The 13,815-nt window shown below is 69.7% G+C and carries 19 protein-coding genes; 14 read left to right on the top strand and 5 right to left on the bottom strand.

What is annotated here, in order from left to right:
* Window positions 1–15 precede the first annotated feature (15 nt).
* The 9 genes from ACQPXM_RS26790 (at window position 16) to ACQPXM_RS26750 (ending at window position 7,329) form a co-directional block, all read left to right on the top strand.
* Window positions 16–213, top strand: a complete 198-nt coding sequence (locus ACQPXM_RS26790; RefSeq protein ID WP_432938212.1) for a hypothetical protein — start codon at window positions 16–18, stop codon at window positions 211–213.
* Between the two features lie 7 nt (window positions 214–220).
* On the top strand, window positions 221–616 hold the full coding sequence (locus tag ACQPXM_RS26785; RefSeq protein ID WP_432938210.1) for a VOC family protein: 396 nt from the start codon (window positions 221–223) through the stop codon (window positions 614–616).
* Between the two features lie 123 nt (window positions 617–739).
* Complete coding sequence (locus ACQPXM_RS26780) at window positions 740–3,490, top strand: FtsK/SpoIIIE domain-containing protein (RefSeq protein WP_432938208.1); 2,751 nt, start codon at window positions 740–742, stop codon at window positions 3,488–3,490.
* Window positions 3,487–4,167, top strand: coding sequence for a hypothetical protein (locus ACQPXM_RS26775; protein WP_432938206.1), 681 nt, complete (start codon window positions 3,487–3,489; stop codon window positions 4,165–4,167). Before ACQPXM_RS26780 ends, ACQPXM_RS26775 begins: the two co-directional genes overlap by 4 nt.
* A 16-nt stretch (window positions 4,168–4,183) precedes the next feature.
* On the top strand, window positions 4,184–4,444 hold the full coding sequence (locus tag ACQPXM_RS26770; protein ID WP_432938204.1) for a hypothetical protein: 261 nt from the start codon (window positions 4,184–4,186) through the stop codon (window positions 4,442–4,444).
* Window positions 4,445–4,453: 9 nt separating this feature from the next.
* Window positions 4,454–5,914, top strand: coding sequence for a restriction endonuclease fold toxin-2 domain-containing protein (locus ACQPXM_RS26765; protein WP_432938201.1), 1,461 nt, complete (start codon window positions 4,454–4,456; stop codon window positions 5,912–5,914).
* The gene (locus ACQPXM_RS26760) at window positions 5,911–6,288 is read left to right on the top strand and encodes a hypothetical protein (RefSeq protein ID WP_432938199.1); all 378 of its coding nucleotides are present in this window, start codon (window positions 5,911–5,913) and stop codon (window positions 6,286–6,288) included. Before ACQPXM_RS26765 ends, ACQPXM_RS26760 begins: the two co-directional genes overlap by 4 nt.
* A gap of 205 nt (window positions 6,289–6,493) precedes the next feature.
* Window positions 6,494–6,724, top strand: a complete 231-nt coding sequence (locus ACQPXM_RS26755; protein ID WP_432938196.1) for a hypothetical protein — start codon at window positions 6,494–6,496, stop codon at window positions 6,722–6,724.
* On the top strand, window positions 6,721–7,329 hold the full coding sequence (locus tag ACQPXM_RS26750; RefSeq protein ID WP_432938192.1) for a hypothetical protein: 609 nt from the start codon (window positions 6,721–6,723) through the stop codon (window positions 7,327–7,329). Before ACQPXM_RS26755 ends, ACQPXM_RS26750 begins: the two co-directional genes overlap by 4 nt.
* Before the next feature lie 129 nt (window positions 7,330–7,458).
* Here the strand turns inward: ACQPXM_RS26750 and ACQPXM_RS26745 are convergent, their stop codons facing one another.
* Window positions 7,459–7,782, bottom strand: coding sequence for a hypothetical protein (locus ACQPXM_RS26745; protein ID WP_432938190.1), 324 nt, complete (start codon window positions 7,780–7,782; stop codon window positions 7,459–7,461).
* 162 nt (window positions 7,783–7,944) lie between these two features.
* Between ACQPXM_RS26745 and ACQPXM_RS26740 the strand changes: the two genes are divergently transcribed.
* Together ACQPXM_RS26740 and ACQPXM_RS26735 are read left to right on the top strand one after the other, a co-directional pair.
* The gene (locus ACQPXM_RS26740; RefSeq protein ID WP_432938187.1) at window positions 7,945–8,937 is read left to right on the top strand and encodes an oxidoreductase; all 993 of its coding nucleotides are present in this window, start codon (window positions 7,945–7,947) and stop codon (window positions 8,935–8,937) included.
* Window positions 8,938–8,940: 3 nt separating this feature from the next.
* Complete coding sequence (locus tag ACQPXM_RS26735; protein ID WP_432938184.1) at window positions 8,941–9,432, top strand: metallophosphoesterase family protein; 492 nt, start codon at window positions 8,941–8,943, stop codon at window positions 9,430–9,432.
* A gap of 9 nt (window positions 9,433–9,441) precedes the next feature.
* Here the strand turns inward: ACQPXM_RS26735 and ACQPXM_RS26730 are convergent, their stop codons facing one another.
* Window positions 9,442–9,597 (bottom strand): hypothetical protein, encoded by a 156-nt coding sequence (locus ACQPXM_RS26730; protein WP_168197307.1) that lies wholly within the window; start codon window positions 9,595–9,597, stop codon window positions 9,442–9,444.
* 18 nt (window positions 9,598–9,615) lie between these two features.
* Here ACQPXM_RS26730 and ACQPXM_RS26725 point away from each other — a divergent pair, with 18 nt between their 5' ends.
* From ACQPXM_RS26725 to pyrE, 3 genes are all read left to right on the top strand, one after another.
* Window positions 9,616–10,248, top strand: coding sequence for a hypothetical protein (locus ACQPXM_RS26725; protein ID WP_432938182.1), 633 nt, complete (start codon window positions 9,616–9,618; stop codon window positions 10,246–10,248).
* A gap of 96 nt (window positions 10,249–10,344) precedes the next feature.
* Window positions 10,345–11,589: an exonuclease domain-containing protein gene (locus ACQPXM_RS26720; protein WP_432938179.1), complete on the top strand. Its 1,245-nt coding sequence runs from the start codon at window positions 10,345–10,347 to the stop codon at window positions 11,587–11,589.
* Window positions 11,590–11,604: 15 nt separating this feature from the next.
* Window positions 11,605–12,126, top strand: coding sequence for an orotate phosphoribosyltransferase (gene pyrE, locus ACQPXM_RS26715; RefSeq protein ID WP_432938177.1), 522 nt, complete (start codon window positions 11,605–11,607; stop codon window positions 12,124–12,126).
* Here the strand turns inward: pyrE and ACQPXM_RS26710 are convergent.
* The 3 genes from ACQPXM_RS26710 to ACQPXM_RS26700 all read right to left on the bottom strand — a co-directional run bounded on the left by ACQPXM_RS26710 (window position 12,113) and on the right by ACQPXM_RS26700 (window position 13,784).
* On the bottom strand, window positions 12,113–12,886 hold the full coding sequence (locus ACQPXM_RS26710) for a DUF429 domain-containing protein (RefSeq protein WP_432938175.1): 774 nt from the start codon (window positions 12,884–12,886) through the stop codon (window positions 12,113–12,115). The two genes, pyrE and ACQPXM_RS26710, sit on opposite strands and share 14 nt — an antisense overlap.
* Before the next feature lie 67 nt (window positions 12,887–12,953).
* Entirely contained in the window at window positions 12,954–13,208 is a 255-nt protein-coding gene (locus tag ACQPXM_RS26705) for a hypothetical protein (RefSeq protein WP_077014708.1), read from the bottom strand.
* An 87-nt stretch (window positions 13,209–13,295) separates the two neighbouring features.
* Window positions 13,296–13,784, bottom strand: coding sequence for an FBP domain-containing protein (locus ACQPXM_RS26700; RefSeq protein ID WP_432938174.1), 489 nt, complete (start codon window positions 13,782–13,784; stop codon window positions 13,296–13,298).
* Between the last annotated feature and the right edge of the window lie 31 nt (window positions 13,785–13,815).

The raw sequence follows: 13,815 nt of genomic DNA, 5'->3' as shown, positions 1-13,815 counted from the left end.
CTCCGACAATGAAGTATGACCAAGGAGACCACCGTCGCCCGCGCGCTGCTGGTGCTGGTCTTCGCCCCGGCCGGTGGTCTGTTCGGCAAGGCGGTGGCGGAGGCCGCCGCCGGTCAGGCGTGGTGGCCGTGGCTGGTCGTCGCGCTGGTCTGGCTGGTCTTGTCCGGGACGGTTTCGGTGGCGGTGTTCAACCGCCTCGACCAACACAGATAATGCTCCGATGGCCGCCGCGCTGCACCACGTCGAGATCTGGGTCCCGGACCTGTCCCGCGCCGTCGAGAGCTGGGGCTGGATCCTCGGCCGGCTGGGCTGGAAGGACGGTGACAGCTGGCCCGGTGGGCAGATCTGGACCAGCCCGGACGGCAGCTACCTGGTGGTCGAGCAGAGCCCCGCGCTGACCGCCACCGAGCACGACCGGCTGCGGCCGGGCATGAACCATCTCGCGCTGAACGCCGGCAGCCGGGCCGAGGTCGACGCGATCGTTGCCGAGGCCCCCGGCCAGGGGTGGACGCTGATGTTCGCCGACCGTCATCCGTACGCCGGTGGGCCGCGGCATTACGCCGCCTTCCTGCACAACGACGACGGTTACGAGCTCGAGATCGTCGCGCCGCTCTAGGCGGCCAACGGAGGTGTCGGCTGGTGAGACTGGTGATGCCTGGAGTGACACAGGAGACTGTTGGTGTGACATGGTTGTCCGCGGCAGTGAAGGTCGCGGGGCGAAGGTGGAAGGACGGTGCTCGTGACGGAGGCGCCTGACGGGGGAACGACGCCCGGACCGGTTTCTCCGGAGGTCCTGGAAGCCCGCATTCGCGGCCTGCAACACGCACTGGCTCAACTGCTCGACAACGCCCGCCAGCTCACCCGCGGCGAGCATCAGCGCGCCGTCCAGTTGCATCGTCAGCTTCAGGAGCAGACAGCGATCGCGCGGCGCGAGTCCAGGGGACTCGTCGAGGCAGCGACCGCCGAAGCGCTCGCCACCGCGGAACCGGCCGCACGACAGCTGGCCGATCGGCTCGCTCGCGGACTCGCCTCCATCCCTCCGAACGACGCCCGCTGGCGCTCCCGCCAGCTCGTCGGCGCCGGCATCCCGTCGTACGTGCGAGTGGGCCAGCTCGAAGCCGGTACGCCGGTCATCGCGCCGTTGCTGCGGACGAACGGGTGGCGGGTCACCTCCGACCGGCCCGAGGCGGCGCGGCAACTGCTGCAGAGCACGGCGTTGCGGCTGATCGCGGCGTCGGAGCCGTTCCGGTTGCGGATCGACTCGTTCGACCCTCGGCTGACCGGCATGATGGGCCTGCTCGGCCACCTGACCACGAAGTACCCGCAATTGGTGCCGAGGGCAACACACACCGCGGAGCAGTTGCATTCGGTGCTGTCCAGCCTGGTCGACGTGTCCTCGCTGCGCGCCAGCCGGCAGGCGCAGCTGGGGCACAAGCGGTTCGAGGAACTGATCCGCGAGACCGGTCGCGTCACCGACCCGTACCGGCTGATCGTGCTGTTCGACTATCCGGCCGGCATCGACACGCTCGCCCAGCGCGACCTGGTCCGGCTCGCCGCGACCGGTGGTGAGCGGGGGATCTGCTTCCTGGTCCACCACGATCCGGCGATGTCGTCGGAATCCGACGTGGACCCGCGGCAACTGCTCGACCTGCTGACGCCGGTCGCGATCGCCAACGGCAAGGTCGAGGTGTCGCAGCTGCCCAACGTACCGGCCTTGCTGGACCCGCCGTTCGAGGCGAACGTTGCCACCGGCATCTGTGACGTGGTGGCCGAACTGGCCGAGATCGCGGTGCTGCCGACGATCGACTTCGAGCGGACACTGCCGGACCGCTCCACCTGGTGGCAGCCGGTCAAGGACGAGCTGAGCACGGTCATCGGGTACGACGACCGCACGCCCGCGCTGATCCGGCTGCGCAGCGGCAACCCGGCGCTGCCGCACGTGCTGGTCGGAGGCGCGGTCGGCCAGGGCAAGTCGAACCTGCTGCTCGTGATGATCCACGGTCTGGCGGCCAGGCACTCGCCGGACGACCTGGAGATGTACCTGCTCGACTTCAAGCACGGCGTGGAGTTCTCGGCGCTCGGCCCTGCCGCTGAGCGTGAGCACTGGCTGCCACACGTGCGGGTGCTCGGCATTCACAGCGACCGGGCGTTCGGCCTCGCCGTACTGCGGCACCTGTCCGACGAGCTGGCCCGGCGCAGCGAGATCTTCAAGGCGCACGGGAACGTAGCGGACATCGCCGAGCTGGCTCCTGGACCGGATCGGCCGCCGCGGATCCTGGCGGTGCTGGACGAGTTCCAGGTGCTGCTGGAGGACGACGACGAGCTGGCCGACGAGGCCGCGCGGCTGCTGGAGCGGCTGGTGCGGCTCGGTCGTGCGTACGGCGTTCACGTCGTACTGGCGACGCAGACGATCGAAGGGGTCAAGCGGCTGTCGACCCGGCGCGACTCGATCTTCGGCCAGGTGCCGTACCGGATCGCGCTGAAGACCACACCGGCCGACTCCCAGGCGATTCTGCGGACGGGCAACACGGCGGCCGCGGAGCTGCAGTTCCGCGGCGAGGCGGTGCTCAACGCGAACTTCGGCTCGCCGGACGACAACCAGCACGTACTGGTGAGCTTCGCCGACAAGCCGGTGCTGGACGACCTGCGGCACGAGCTGTGGCAGCGATCCGGTACGACGAGGGCGCCGCGGGTCTTCCACCTGGCCGAGCCGGCGCGGCTGACCGACACGGCGGCCGCGGTGAAGGCGGAGCTCGGCCGTCCCTGGACCGGTCTGCCGATCGCGGTGACCGAGGAGCCGGTGGCCATCGAGGTGCGGCCGGAGCCGGGCGCCGGCGTACTGGTGCTGGGCGACGGGCCTGCTGACGCGCTGGGTGTGCTGACCGGGCTGGCGGTGTCGGCCGCGGCTGCTGCTGCCGTACCGCCTCGCTTCGTGTTCCTGGACGGGACGGACTCCGCTCCGGCGGTTGCTGAGGGCAAGGACGCGCTGATCCAGACGCTCCGGTTGCTCGGCTGCGAGGTGGAGACGGTCGACAAGCACGCCGACGTCGCGCCTCGGCTGTTCTCGCTGCGGGACATGGTCAAGGAGGGCCGGGTCGGCGGTACGACGTACGTGCTGGGTTTCGGCTTCCACGGTGTGCCGAAGATGCAGGTGCACCCCGAAGGGCTGTACGAGAGCCCGGCGAACGCGCTGCAGGAGATCGTGCGCGACGGGCCGACGCAGGGGCTGATCACCTTCGGCTGGTGGAACCGGCTGCACGTCTGCACCGAGCAGCTGGGCTACGGGCGGTCCAATGTGGCGACCCACCTGTTCCTGCGGCATCCGCAGGACGGAGTGCGCGCGGTAGCCGGTCCGCTGATGCGCTGGGCGTCGGAGCCGCATCGCGGCCTGCTGTGGGACGGGCTGCACCCGGAGGCCCAGGTGGTTGTGCCGTTCGCTCCGCTGCGGGTCGACGAGGTCGAGCGGTACCTGGAGCTGGTGCGGCGATGAAGACCGAGGAAGAAGAGTGGACTGCCTACGTGCGGGCGCTGCGGCAGGTCGCCGGTGCCCGTGCGGACGCGCAGCAGGAGCAGGACCGGCGTACTGCGGCCAAGACGCAGGCAGAGGCGACCGCTGCCGCTGAGGCCGACGCCATGGCCGAGCGGGGACACAAGCTGGAGACGCGGCTCAACGGGCTCGCCGAGAAGGCAGCCGTCAGTCTGCAGCGAGCCGGGCTGCCGCCGGACGGCAAGCGGGCGAACGTGCCGCTGCCGGAGATCAGGGGCATCGCCGACATCGAGGTGGTGGCCGCACGACTCACCAAGCAGCTGGCCGAGACCGTCGACAAGCTGGAGGAGGTCCGGGCGGCGACCCGGGCCGAGCAGGAGCGGCGCAAGCGCCGTACGATCAGCGCCGCCCTGATGGTGGTCGGGTTCGTCGTCGTCTGGGTGGTGACCCGGTCGTTCCTGGCGGGTGTCGAGGCGGCCGCGCTGGCGGCTGTGACGATGCTGGCCGCGTCGCGGGTGCTGGGCCTGCCACGGCTCCCCGGAGCACGCTGGTGGGGCTGGGGTGGAGCGGGGCTGGTCGTCGTACTGATGGCGGCCGGGCTCCCGTGGTGGCTGGCGATCGGCGTACCGGTGGTGGTGGCGGGGACGGCGATCGTGCTGCCGAAGAAGCGCAACTCCTAGGGAAGAGGCAGTCGAAGTGTCGGACGTACAGCGGCTCAAGGAACAGTTGCACCAGGTCTCTGCCGAGGCCAAGCAGGCAGCGGGCGGACTGGCAGGGTTCAAGCTGCGGTTCACGCAGCACAGTGCGCAGGTGGAGAGCCTGATCGCCGGTACGGCGACCGGGGTCGACCGGGACATCACGGAGATCCTGGACGCGGCCGGCAAGGCGGTCGAACAGGCCGCCGAGGCGCTGGAGATCGCGTCGGCCGGCTGCAAGAGCTACGCGGACCAGATCTAGGCCTTCGGCGTGCCGTCTGACCTGCAGCGGGTGGCTCGGGGCCTGGTGGAGTGCCTCGACGAGGTGCCGCAGGTCGTGGTGCACCTGCAGCGGACGGCGGACCGGTGCCGGGAGAACGCGGCGATGGCGATCGCCGCGTCGCACGGCCAGGCGACGGTGGCGGCTCAGCAGTTGGATGCGGCCGCGCGGGCTTGTGAGGCGGCTGCGCACTACCTGTCGATGGCTCCGCCCAAGGCGAAGGCCTGGGCGGAGCGGCTGGTGGGCGAGGGGCGGTCGACGAACCGGCCTGACTCGGGGTCGGCGGACCGCAACAAGGCGACCGGTGCGGGTGGGGATGTCGCCGAGCGGGATGCGCGGGGGCGGACGAAGCGGCTGACGGCGCGGTTCAAGCCGGTCGAGGATCCGGAGACGCCGGAGCCGCCGCTGATCAAGGTCGCGCGGAAGGCGTTCGAGCAGCTGCGGAAGAAGCAGGACAAGGACGCCGAGGAGCGCGAGAAGGAGCAGCCGGAGGAGGAGCTCGAGGTCGAGATCGTCGTCGACCCGAAGGGTGAGCTGCGGGCGGCGGCGAAGGCGGCGGAGGACGAGGTCGACGAGGAGCGTGAGAAGGAGCAGCCGGAGGAGGAGCTCGAGGTCGAGATCGTCGTCGATCCGAAGGGTGAGCTGCGGGCGGCGGCGAAGGCCGCGGAGGACGAGGATGACGACGAGGAACGCCGGGACGACGAGCCGGCGTACGAGATCGCGGTCGACCTCGGTGACGCGGCGCGCGAGCTGCTGGAGGCGATGGCGGAGTCGGGGCAGCAGCGGTGGGAGCGCGCCGAGCTTGTGATCGAGGTCGACCGGGTCACGGCGAACTTCGAGTACGCCGAGGAGCCGGATGCGCCGGAGATCGCGGTACCGGTGGTCGATGTCGAGCTGCCGGACTTCAGCTCAGTCGACGAGGAGTCATCGCCATCCGATACCGGCAAGGGAAGCAGCGACCGCTCGACAGCCGACGGAAATGAACGTCCAGCTGGTGTCGACGCAGACTTCGGCTCGTATCGGCAGCGATTGACCGAAAGCGGCCGCATCAGACCCATTGTCGGATCCGGTCCGGAGATGGAGTTCCAACGACGGTATTGCGGTCCGGTCGAGTTTCGCCTGACAACTGACGATCGGTTACCGCGCGCGGTCTGGGCCGATGGACTGGACGCCCTGCTGCGACGGGCTCAGGACGCGAAGTACGTGGCGCCGGCGTCAGCGAAGTCTTTCTACCGCCCAGAGTCGCTGCCACCGTTCCTGCGCAAGATCGCCGAAGAGAAGAACGATCACATGCTGATGAAGTACCGGGAGGTCATCAAGTCTCAGGACAATCCGGTGGAAGGCTTGGAGATCATCACCAACGACCCGACCCCGGCAATGTACTTCCGCGACCGGATGGCGAAGCTGGACATTCCTGGCCAGGTCACTGTCGAACAAGAGGACGATGTATGAGCGATTTTCTGGTGGCGCCGCTTGAGGAGCCGACGTGGAGTGTTTCTGCCGACAATCTCGCGGTGGCATTGCGGGGGCGGTGGCCTGACGTTCGGGTGGGCCTCGGGGGGGTCGAGGGTTCTTCGATGGCTCTGGAGGCGTTGATTCCGGCTGGGCCCGGAGGAGGAGAGCTGGGCATCGCGCTGAGCGGGACGGGGCAGGCAGTGACGTTGGATCCTGCGGATCTGGAGGGCGCGGCCGAGTTTGCGGTGTGGTTTGCGGCGAACCTGGTGCCGGAGGATTCGGGGCTGCATCTGATTGAGCCCGGGTCGATGCGGAGTGTGGAATTGGTAGCCGGGATCACGCCGCGTGAGGTGCGGGAGCAGTTGGTCTGAGGGCCTCGTACGCCGGCTCCTGCCTCACCGGGCGAAAACTTCTGGCAAGTCGCGTCATGAAGGCTTGAGAGCTTCGTCACTACCTGTGAACCCATCCCCACAGGGAAGTGGAAGTGATTGACGTGATGTGCAGGTTGTCGAGGTCGCTGGTGGGTAGGTCACGGGGCGGATCGTCTCGCCTCCTGGTTTTGCGTCGGGTGCACTGATGGGCGGGGACCAAGCCGGGCCGCGGCAGCGGCGGCGGGTCCGGGTCTGGTTCGGCGACCACGTGGTCGCGGACTACTGCGCCGAGGCGGAGTTGGCCGATCGGTACGCCGCGGCGATGTCGCGGCGGTTCGCGGGGCTGCGGGTGACCAGCGAGCCGGTGTCGGCGGCTGATCCGGGGTCGGGGCGGCCGTTGCCCGGGGAGCGGTTGTGGGAGGTCGCGCCGAAATGAGCTCTCGCCGGTTTCGGTTGATGCGGTACGAGGACGTGTCCGGGGTGAGTGGGACCGGGCCCGTCGCCGAGGGGGTTCAGTTCACCGACGGGGCGGTCGCGTTGCGGTGGTACGGGGACTATCCGACGACCACCGTCTGGGACGGGATCGATTCGGTGATCGCCATCCACGGGCACGGGGGTGCCACGGAAGTCGAGTGGCTCGACCCGGATCCGGGGCCTGATCCGGCGGTGCCGCGGCGGGAGGACCTGCCGCCGCAGCCCTGGCCGGAGTTGCACCCCGCGCCGGAGTCGGTGGACGAGGGGCCAGGGCCGAGCTTGTCCGGGCGGCACGCGCCGCCAGGACCGGGAGACACCGCTAGCGACCCAGCCACCGCTAGCGATACAGGCGAAGCGCCGGGGCCGGACGGTGTCGAGCGAGACCCCCGTCGGCCAAGCGCGAAGGCGACGCCTCCGATCTTCCCCGCCGAGCACGGATCGACCGGCCCGATCTTCCCCGCCGAGCGGTCCGGATTCTCCCAGCACAAAGGGCTGTTCTCCGAGTTCATGGACAACGAGCCGGCCGCACGGACGCACCGGCGTACCGGCTTCACCGATCTGCTCTGACCAACCACCGACTGGCTTCCACCTCACGAGTCCAGTCCCAGACCATGACCGGGTCCGGCGCCGCGGACCCGGTCGTACCCCGAGCGGGCCGGCACCGAACTCCCTCCGGTGCGCGGCCCGCTCGAGCTGTCAGGACTTGCGCTGGAACTCCTCGACCTCCAGCAGATCGAGGTTGTGGAACGTCGGCGGCCCGTCGCACAGCTCCATCAAGGTGGAGGCGAACTCGCTGGTGTCCGGCCGGTTGGAGTTCTCCATCGCCTCCTCGTACGACGCGAACTCGACGATCGAGGTGTACCGGCCGCTCTCGTCGCGGTCCGAACACAGCATCACCCGAGTCGGCGAGGGGCCGGCGTCCGCCTCGGCCTCCCGCTTGCCGCGGTAGTCGGCCATCAGCGCGGCGATCTCGTCCGGCCGGGAGGTCCGGTACTCGATGAGTTGCACAAAACCTGTCATGACTTCCCCCTGGTGGTAGTTCTTCTCCTGCCGACAGTGCGCCGTCCCCGCAGCCTCCGCAAGAGCATGAGCCCACCGATAACTCACTGCGGGCGCTGGGCAACGATCTGCTGTCAGCAGAGGCAGTGGGAAATGCCGCGCCGGGCTGCTTGGCTGGGTGCCATGCAGATTCTGGTACTGGGCGGCACGGCCTTTCTCGGGCGGGAGATCTCGGCGCAGGCAGTGGCACGGGGGCACGCGGTGACCTGTGTGGCCCGCGGCGAGAGCGGTGACGTGGTGGACGGAGCGACGCTGGTCGCCGCGGACCGGAGCAAGCCCGGCGCGTACGACGGCGTACCGGGGCGGGAGTGGGACGCCGTGTTCGAGGTCTCCTGGCAGCCGGGCTTCGTCAGGGAGGCGCTGGCGGCGTTCGGCGAGCACGCCAAGCACTGGACCTACGTGTCGTCCGGCAACGCCTACGCCGACTTCAGTACGCCGGGTGCTGACGAGACCGCCGCCCTGCGCGAGCCCACTGACGCGGACACGGCCGAGCGCGACCAGTACGGCGAAGCGAAGGTCGCCTGCGAGCAGGCGTCGTCAGCCGCGGTGGGGGACCGCCTGGTGATCGCACGGGCGGGGCTGATCGGCGGTCCGGGCGACCGGAGCGACCGGGCTGGCGCCTGGATCGCCCGCGCGGCCAGGGCGCCGGAGGAGCCGCTGCTGGTGCCGGACACGCCAGAGCTGCCGACCTCGGTCGTCGACGTACGGGACCTCGCCTCCTGGCTGCTCGACTGCGCCGAGCGGGGCGTGACCGGGACGTACGACACGGTCGGCCCGGTGGTGCCGTTCGGTGAGTGGGTTGAGGCCTCGCGGGCGATCGGTGGTCATACCGGTCCAGTGGTGCTCGCACCGCGGGAGTGGCTGGAGGAGCAGAAGGTCGAGCAGTACATGGGACCGGACTCGCTGGCCATGTGGTTGACCGAGCCGGGCTACGAGGGCTGGTCGAACCGCAGCGGTCAGGCGGCCGTCCGGGCGGGTCTGCAGCACAGGTCGCGAGAGGAGCTCCTGCGGGACACGCTCGAGTGGGAGCGGGAGCTGGGGCTCGACCGGGAGCGCAAAGCAGGACTCAGCCCGGCGCGGGAACGTGAACTGATCGCGCAGCTGGGCACAGAGTGAGGTATGAAGCTGCTGCTGATCTCTGACACCCATTTGCCCGTCAGGGCGAAGAAGCTGCCGGAGCAGGTCTGGGCGGCGGTCGACGACGCCGACGTGGTGATCCACGCCGGCGACTGGGTGAGTGTCGAACTGCTGGACGAACTCACCGAGCGAGCGGACCGGCTGATCGGCTGCTGGGGCAACAACGACGGCCCGGAGCTGCGCCGGCGGCTGCCGGAGATCGCCCGGGAGACGCTGGACGGTCTCCGGGTGGCTGTTGTACACGAGACCGGCGGCAAGCAGGGCCGCGAGCTGCGCTGCGAGAAGGCGTTCCCGGACGTCGACCTGCTGGTGTTCGGGCACAGCCACATTCCGTGGGACACCACGTCACCGCGGGGTCTTCGGCTGCTCAACCCGGGATCACCGACGGATCGCCGACGGCAGCCGCACTGCACCTACCAGACGGCGACGATCACGTCGGGCCGCCTGGAGAACGTTGCCCTGCACAACCTCTAGCGCAGCGGGTCAGGCGCTGGCGGCTTCCTTGACCCGGGCCTTCAGCCGGTCACGCACCTCTTCGGGTGTGTAGGCGCGGCGCTTGCGTTCGCCCCGTGCGATCACCACACCGGTCGCCGCGACACCGACGAGACCCGCGACTCCGAGCACCTTCCAAACCTTCATGAGCACTAACCTAGCGATGTGGAGACGCGGATAACGCTGGACGACGCTACGGATCTGACACGAACAGGTGACATTTGGCTGTTCCGCGGTGCTTCCGCGGCCGACCGGGCGATCCAGCTGACCACGAACAGCCCGGTCAACCACGTCGGCATGGCGATCGTGATCGAGGACCTGCCGCCGCTGATGTGGCACGCCGAGCTCGGCCGCTCGCTGCCCGACGTCTGGACCGGGAACCACCAGCGCGGTGTTCAGCTGCACGACCTGTGCGACGCGGTGACGACCTGGGTGCACAAGTACGGCCAGCGGGCCTGGCTGCGGCAGCTGGACCCTGAGGTCGGCAAGGAGATGGAGGACGCCGTACTGCGGGTCGTCGCGCGCCTGGACGGTACGCCGTTCCCGTCGACCGCGCGGCTGGCGTCGCGGTGGTTGCGCGGCCGGATCCCGGCGTTCCGGCGTGGCCGGCGCGAGCTGGAGCTGGAGACGGCGTACTGCGCCGAGGTGGTCGCGCTGACGTACGAGGAGATGGGGCTGCTGCCGGGTGGACGGCGGCCGAACTGGTACGACCCGGGCCGGTTCTGGAGCGGCGACGACCTGGACCTCGGACTCGGGGCGACGCTCGGCGAGGAGATCGCGGTCGACGTACCGGCTTGAACCGGGCCTGCGATCCGTTGGGCCGGAATTGTCGGTGGCCTGTGATTGGCTGGTGGTAGCTGGACACCACGGACCGATTCCGAGGAGGCGTCGCGGATGTATGCCGTCATCGACACCGAGACGACCGGCCTGCTGCCCGGGCACCGGCATCGGGTGATCGAGATCGCCGTCGTGCTGCTGGACGCCCAGGGCCGGTTCGAGCACGAGTGGGTGACGCTGCTGAATCCGCAGCGCGATCTCGGTCCGCAGCACATCCACGGGATCCAGACCGCCGACGTGCTGGCCGCGCCGGAGTTCGTCGACGTCGCACGCCATCTCGGCGAGTTGCTCGCCGGGCGGATGGTGGTCGGGCACAACGTCGAGTTCGATCTCGGCTTCCTGCGCGCCGAGTTCGCCCGGCTCGGTCACGTCGTGCCGCTGATCACCGAGCGGTCGATGTGCACGATGGCTCTGGCCGGTTATCTGTATCCGGGGTCGAAGCGGACGCTCGGCGCGTGCTGCGCGGCGGCCGGGATCACCTTGGAGGGCTGGCACTCGGCGCTCGCCGACACCCGCGCCACGGCCGAGCTGTTCAGCACCTACCTGCGCTCGTTCCCGTCGCCACCGCCATGGCAGTGGGCGTACGAGGAGATCCGCGACCTGCCTTGGCCGGAGCTGCCGGGCACGCATTTCACTCCGACCGTTCGACCGGTGCACGCGGGCGGCCGGCACGGGTGGATGAGTCGACTCGTCGACCAGTTGCCACGGGTTCCGCAGCCGCCGCAGGCCGACTCCTACCTCGGCGTGCTCGACACGCTGCTCGCGGATCGTGAGATCGACGCGGCCGGCGCCGACCTGCTGGTGCACGTGGCCACGGATCTCGGCCTGACCCGGTCGCAGGTCGACCGGCTGCACGGCGTCTACCTCGACGAGCTGGCCGCGGCCGTCTGGCTGGACGGCGAGATCACCGACGACCAGCGCGCGGACCTCGATCGGGTGGCGACGATGCTCGGGCGGCAGGCCAACGACGTCGACGACGCATTGGTTGCCGCGAGCAACGGGCAGTACGTCGTACCGGCGCGGCCCGGTGCCGGTGGGTTTCCGCCGGGCAGCACGCTGGTCTTCACCGGAGACATGGTCGAGCCGCGCGAGGTGTGGTGGGATCGGGCGGTCGCGGCGGGGTTCCGTCCGCAGGAGGCGGTGCGGCCGGACACGACGTTCGTGGTCGCCGCCGATGTGGACAGCTTGTCGCTGAAGGCCCGGACGGCCCGGGAGTACGGCGTACCGATCATCGCGGTGGAGTCGTTCCGCCGGTTGCTGCCGGCGCATCTGCTGCCGCTCGACGAGCGCCAGGCCGGGTGATCTAGAGTCGGCGGCGTGGAGACAGCGGAGCTGGGGCGGCGGATCTACGAAGCGGCGCATCTGACCGGGCAGTTCACGCTGCGGTCGGGGCGGACGACCGATCACTACTTCGACAAGTACCAGTTCGAGGCTGACCCGGTGCTGCTGGATGCGGTCACGGCGGCGATGGTGCCGTTGGTGCCGGCGGAGACCGAGGTGCTCGCCGGGCTGGAGATGGGCGGCATTCCGGTCGTCACCGCGCTCGGGCGGCACACGGGCTTGCCGTGCGCGTTCGTCCGCAAGGAGGCGAAGAAGTACGGGACCTGCCGGCTGGCGGAGGGCGCCGAGATCGAGGGTCGCCGGGTGCTGGTGGTCGAGGACGTGGTGACCAGCGGCGGACAGATCGTGCTGTCGACGCAGGATCTGCGCAAGCTCGGCGCCGACGTGCGCGAGGCGTTGTGCGTCATCGATCGCGAGCAAGGCGGCGCGGAGGCGCTCGGGGCGATCGACCTCGGACTGATCTCGTTGCTGCGGGCGGCTGATCTCAGCAGCTCGTAGCCGGCGCGACTGCTTCGAGGTCGTAACGCGTTGCCTGGTCCGGCGTGACCGGTACGAGGATCTGGCCCGCGTCCGGACTGCCGAAGTAGCGGACCCGGCTGGGATGCGTGGTCGCGTAGGTCGCGATGTAGGCGCACACGATGCTGTCGAGGGCGTCCTCGACGCGTTTGAGATCGGCCTTGCGGGTGGCGGTTGCCAGTTGGTCGCGCAGCAGCTGCCAGGCGGGACTGTGGTCCAGCAGGAGTGGTGGGGACGCGTCGGCCAGCGACTCGACGTACTGGGTGAGGCGGAGCATCTCGCCGTGCAGGTGAGCGAAGTCACGGCCCGGCTTCGCCTTGTACTGCAGGATGCGCGGCAGTTCGAACAGGGTGACCAGCGCGGGATGCGGGTAGACCTCCGCGGCGTGCCGGTCCGACGCGGGATCGAGGTCGAGCTCGAGTTCTTGGATGAAGTGGAACGCGCGTGAACCGTCGGTGAAGCTCGGGTTCGCGGTGTTGGCGGCGTGGCAGGACGCACCGAAGCGCCCGAAGTACTGCGAGATCAGGCGTTCGCACGGACGATGGCCACTGGGATTGCGGACGACGATCGGCGCGTCGAACGCGACGAAGCACGGCCCGGCGGTCCAACGGCGCAGCCAGGTGAGGATGTCGCTGTCGCTCTGCAGCACGGTGACATCCAGCAGTGCGCCCGACGAGTCGAGAACGGCCAGACCGGTGACGCCACGTTGACCCCAGGCGAGGTCGACACCGACGTACCGCACACCGGCTCTCCTCGGACCTTCGCCGGCGGCCGGCCGCCGCGACCTCGCGGCGGCCGCCACCCGCGGATCAGTCCGCAGCGGGTTCGCGTTCGATCTCGAAGCGCAGGCTCTTGCCGGAGCGGATCCGTTCCACCGCGGCCAGGCAGGCCTCGGGGCTCATGTGGACGCCGATCTCGCCGAGCCGGTTGCGCAGCACCAGCGCGGCGTCCTCGGCCGACCGGGAGCTCGACTCGTTGATCGCGTCGATCGTCGCGGTGGTCAGCTTCTCGCGGATGTCCGGGTGGACCTCGTGGATCTCGTGGGTGATTCTGAACTCCGACATCGCGACCTCGTTCTCGTGTCCGGCCTTGATTCCAGACTAGTTCCCCGGACCAGTCTGCCGAAGCTGATTGTGTCGCTCCGGATGCTGCTAGGCGAGTACCCGCGACAGGAAAGTCTCAAGCCGTTGGCCGAGGCGCTCGACCCGGATCTCCGGGCTGACGGTTTCGCCCTGCGGCACTTCGGGGTCGCGCAGGCCGCGCACGTACAACGAGCAGGCCAGATCGGCGCAGATGTAGGTGCCGACCGTGTTGCCCTCGCGCCCGGCCGCGCCGGCCCGGCGGGCGGCGAACAGCGCGACGTCGGTGACCTGGTGGGCGGTGTGGCAGACGTCGCACAGTCCGGTGCCGCGACGCGGCTTGCCGGTCGCGGCCGTGCTGAGGGCGACGCCGAGAACGCCGTCCTCACGCGGTACGACGAGGTAGCCGCGCGCCGGGGCCTTCGCGTCGCGCCAGCCGAGGAAGTCCAGCGACTCCCAGGGCAGCTCGTTCAGCCCGGCCGGCATCGTGATCGCCTTCACCTGGCTCTTCGACGAGTTCACGAACGATCGCCGGATCTCGTCGGCGCTCAACGCCTGCACCACACACTCCTCACCTCGAACGATTGCCGAG

This window comes from Kribbella sp. CA-253562 (assembly GCF_050942265.1).
Lineage (GTDB): Bacteria > Actinomycetota > Actinomycetes > Propionibacteriales > Kribbellaceae > Kribbella.
Note: the sequence above shows the minus strand (reverse complement) of the source record. Positions and strands in the feature narration are given on the sequence as shown.

Coding starts and splice junctions, on each gene's coding strand:
- ACQPXM_RS26705 (WP_077014708.1), bottom strand. CDS start 13,208: ATGTCGGAGTTCAGAATCACCCACGAGATCCACGAGGTCCACCCGGAC.
- ACQPXM_RS26790 (WP_432938212.1), top strand. CDS start 16: ATGACCAAGGAGACCACCGTCGCCCGCGCGCTGCTGGTGCTGGTCTTC.
- ACQPXM_RS26775 (WP_432938206.1), top strand. CDS start 3,487: ATGAAGACCGAGGAAGAAGAGTGGACTGCCTACGTGCGGGCGCTGCGG.
- ACQPXM_RS26760 (WP_432938199.1), top strand. CDS start 5,911: ATGAGCGATTTTCTGGTGGCGCCGCTTGAGGAGCCGACGTGGAGTGTT.
- ACQPXM_RS26735 (WP_432938184.1), top strand. CDS start 8,941: ATGAAGCTGCTGCTGATCTCTGACACCCATTTGCCCGTCAGGGCGAAG.
- ACQPXM_RS26740 (WP_432938187.1), top strand. CDS start 7,945: ATGCAGATTCTGGTACTGGGCGGCACGGCCTTTCTCGGGCGGGAGATC.
- ACQPXM_RS26720 (WP_432938179.1), top strand. CDS start 10,345: ATGTATGCCGTCATCGACACCGAGACGACCGGCCTGCTGCCCGGGCAC.
- ACQPXM_RS26730 (WP_168197307.1), bottom strand. CDS start 9,597: ATGAAGGTTTGGAAGGTGCTCGGAGTCGCGGGTCTCGTCGGTGTCGCG.
- ACQPXM_RS26785 (WP_432938210.1), top strand. CDS start 221: ATGGCCGCCGCGCTGCACCACGTCGAGATCTGGGTCCCGGACCTGTCC.
- ACQPXM_RS26745 (WP_432938190.1), bottom strand. CDS start 7,782: ATGACAGGTTTTGTGCAACTCATCGAGTACCGGACCTCCCGGCCGGAC.
- ACQPXM_RS26755 (WP_432938196.1), top strand. CDS start 6,494: ATGGGCGGGGACCAAGCCGGGCCGCGGCAGCGGCGGCGGGTCCGGGTC.
- ACQPXM_RS26750 (WP_432938192.1), top strand. CDS start 6,721: ATGAGCTCTCGCCGGTTTCGGTTGATGCGGTACGAGGACGTGTCCGGG.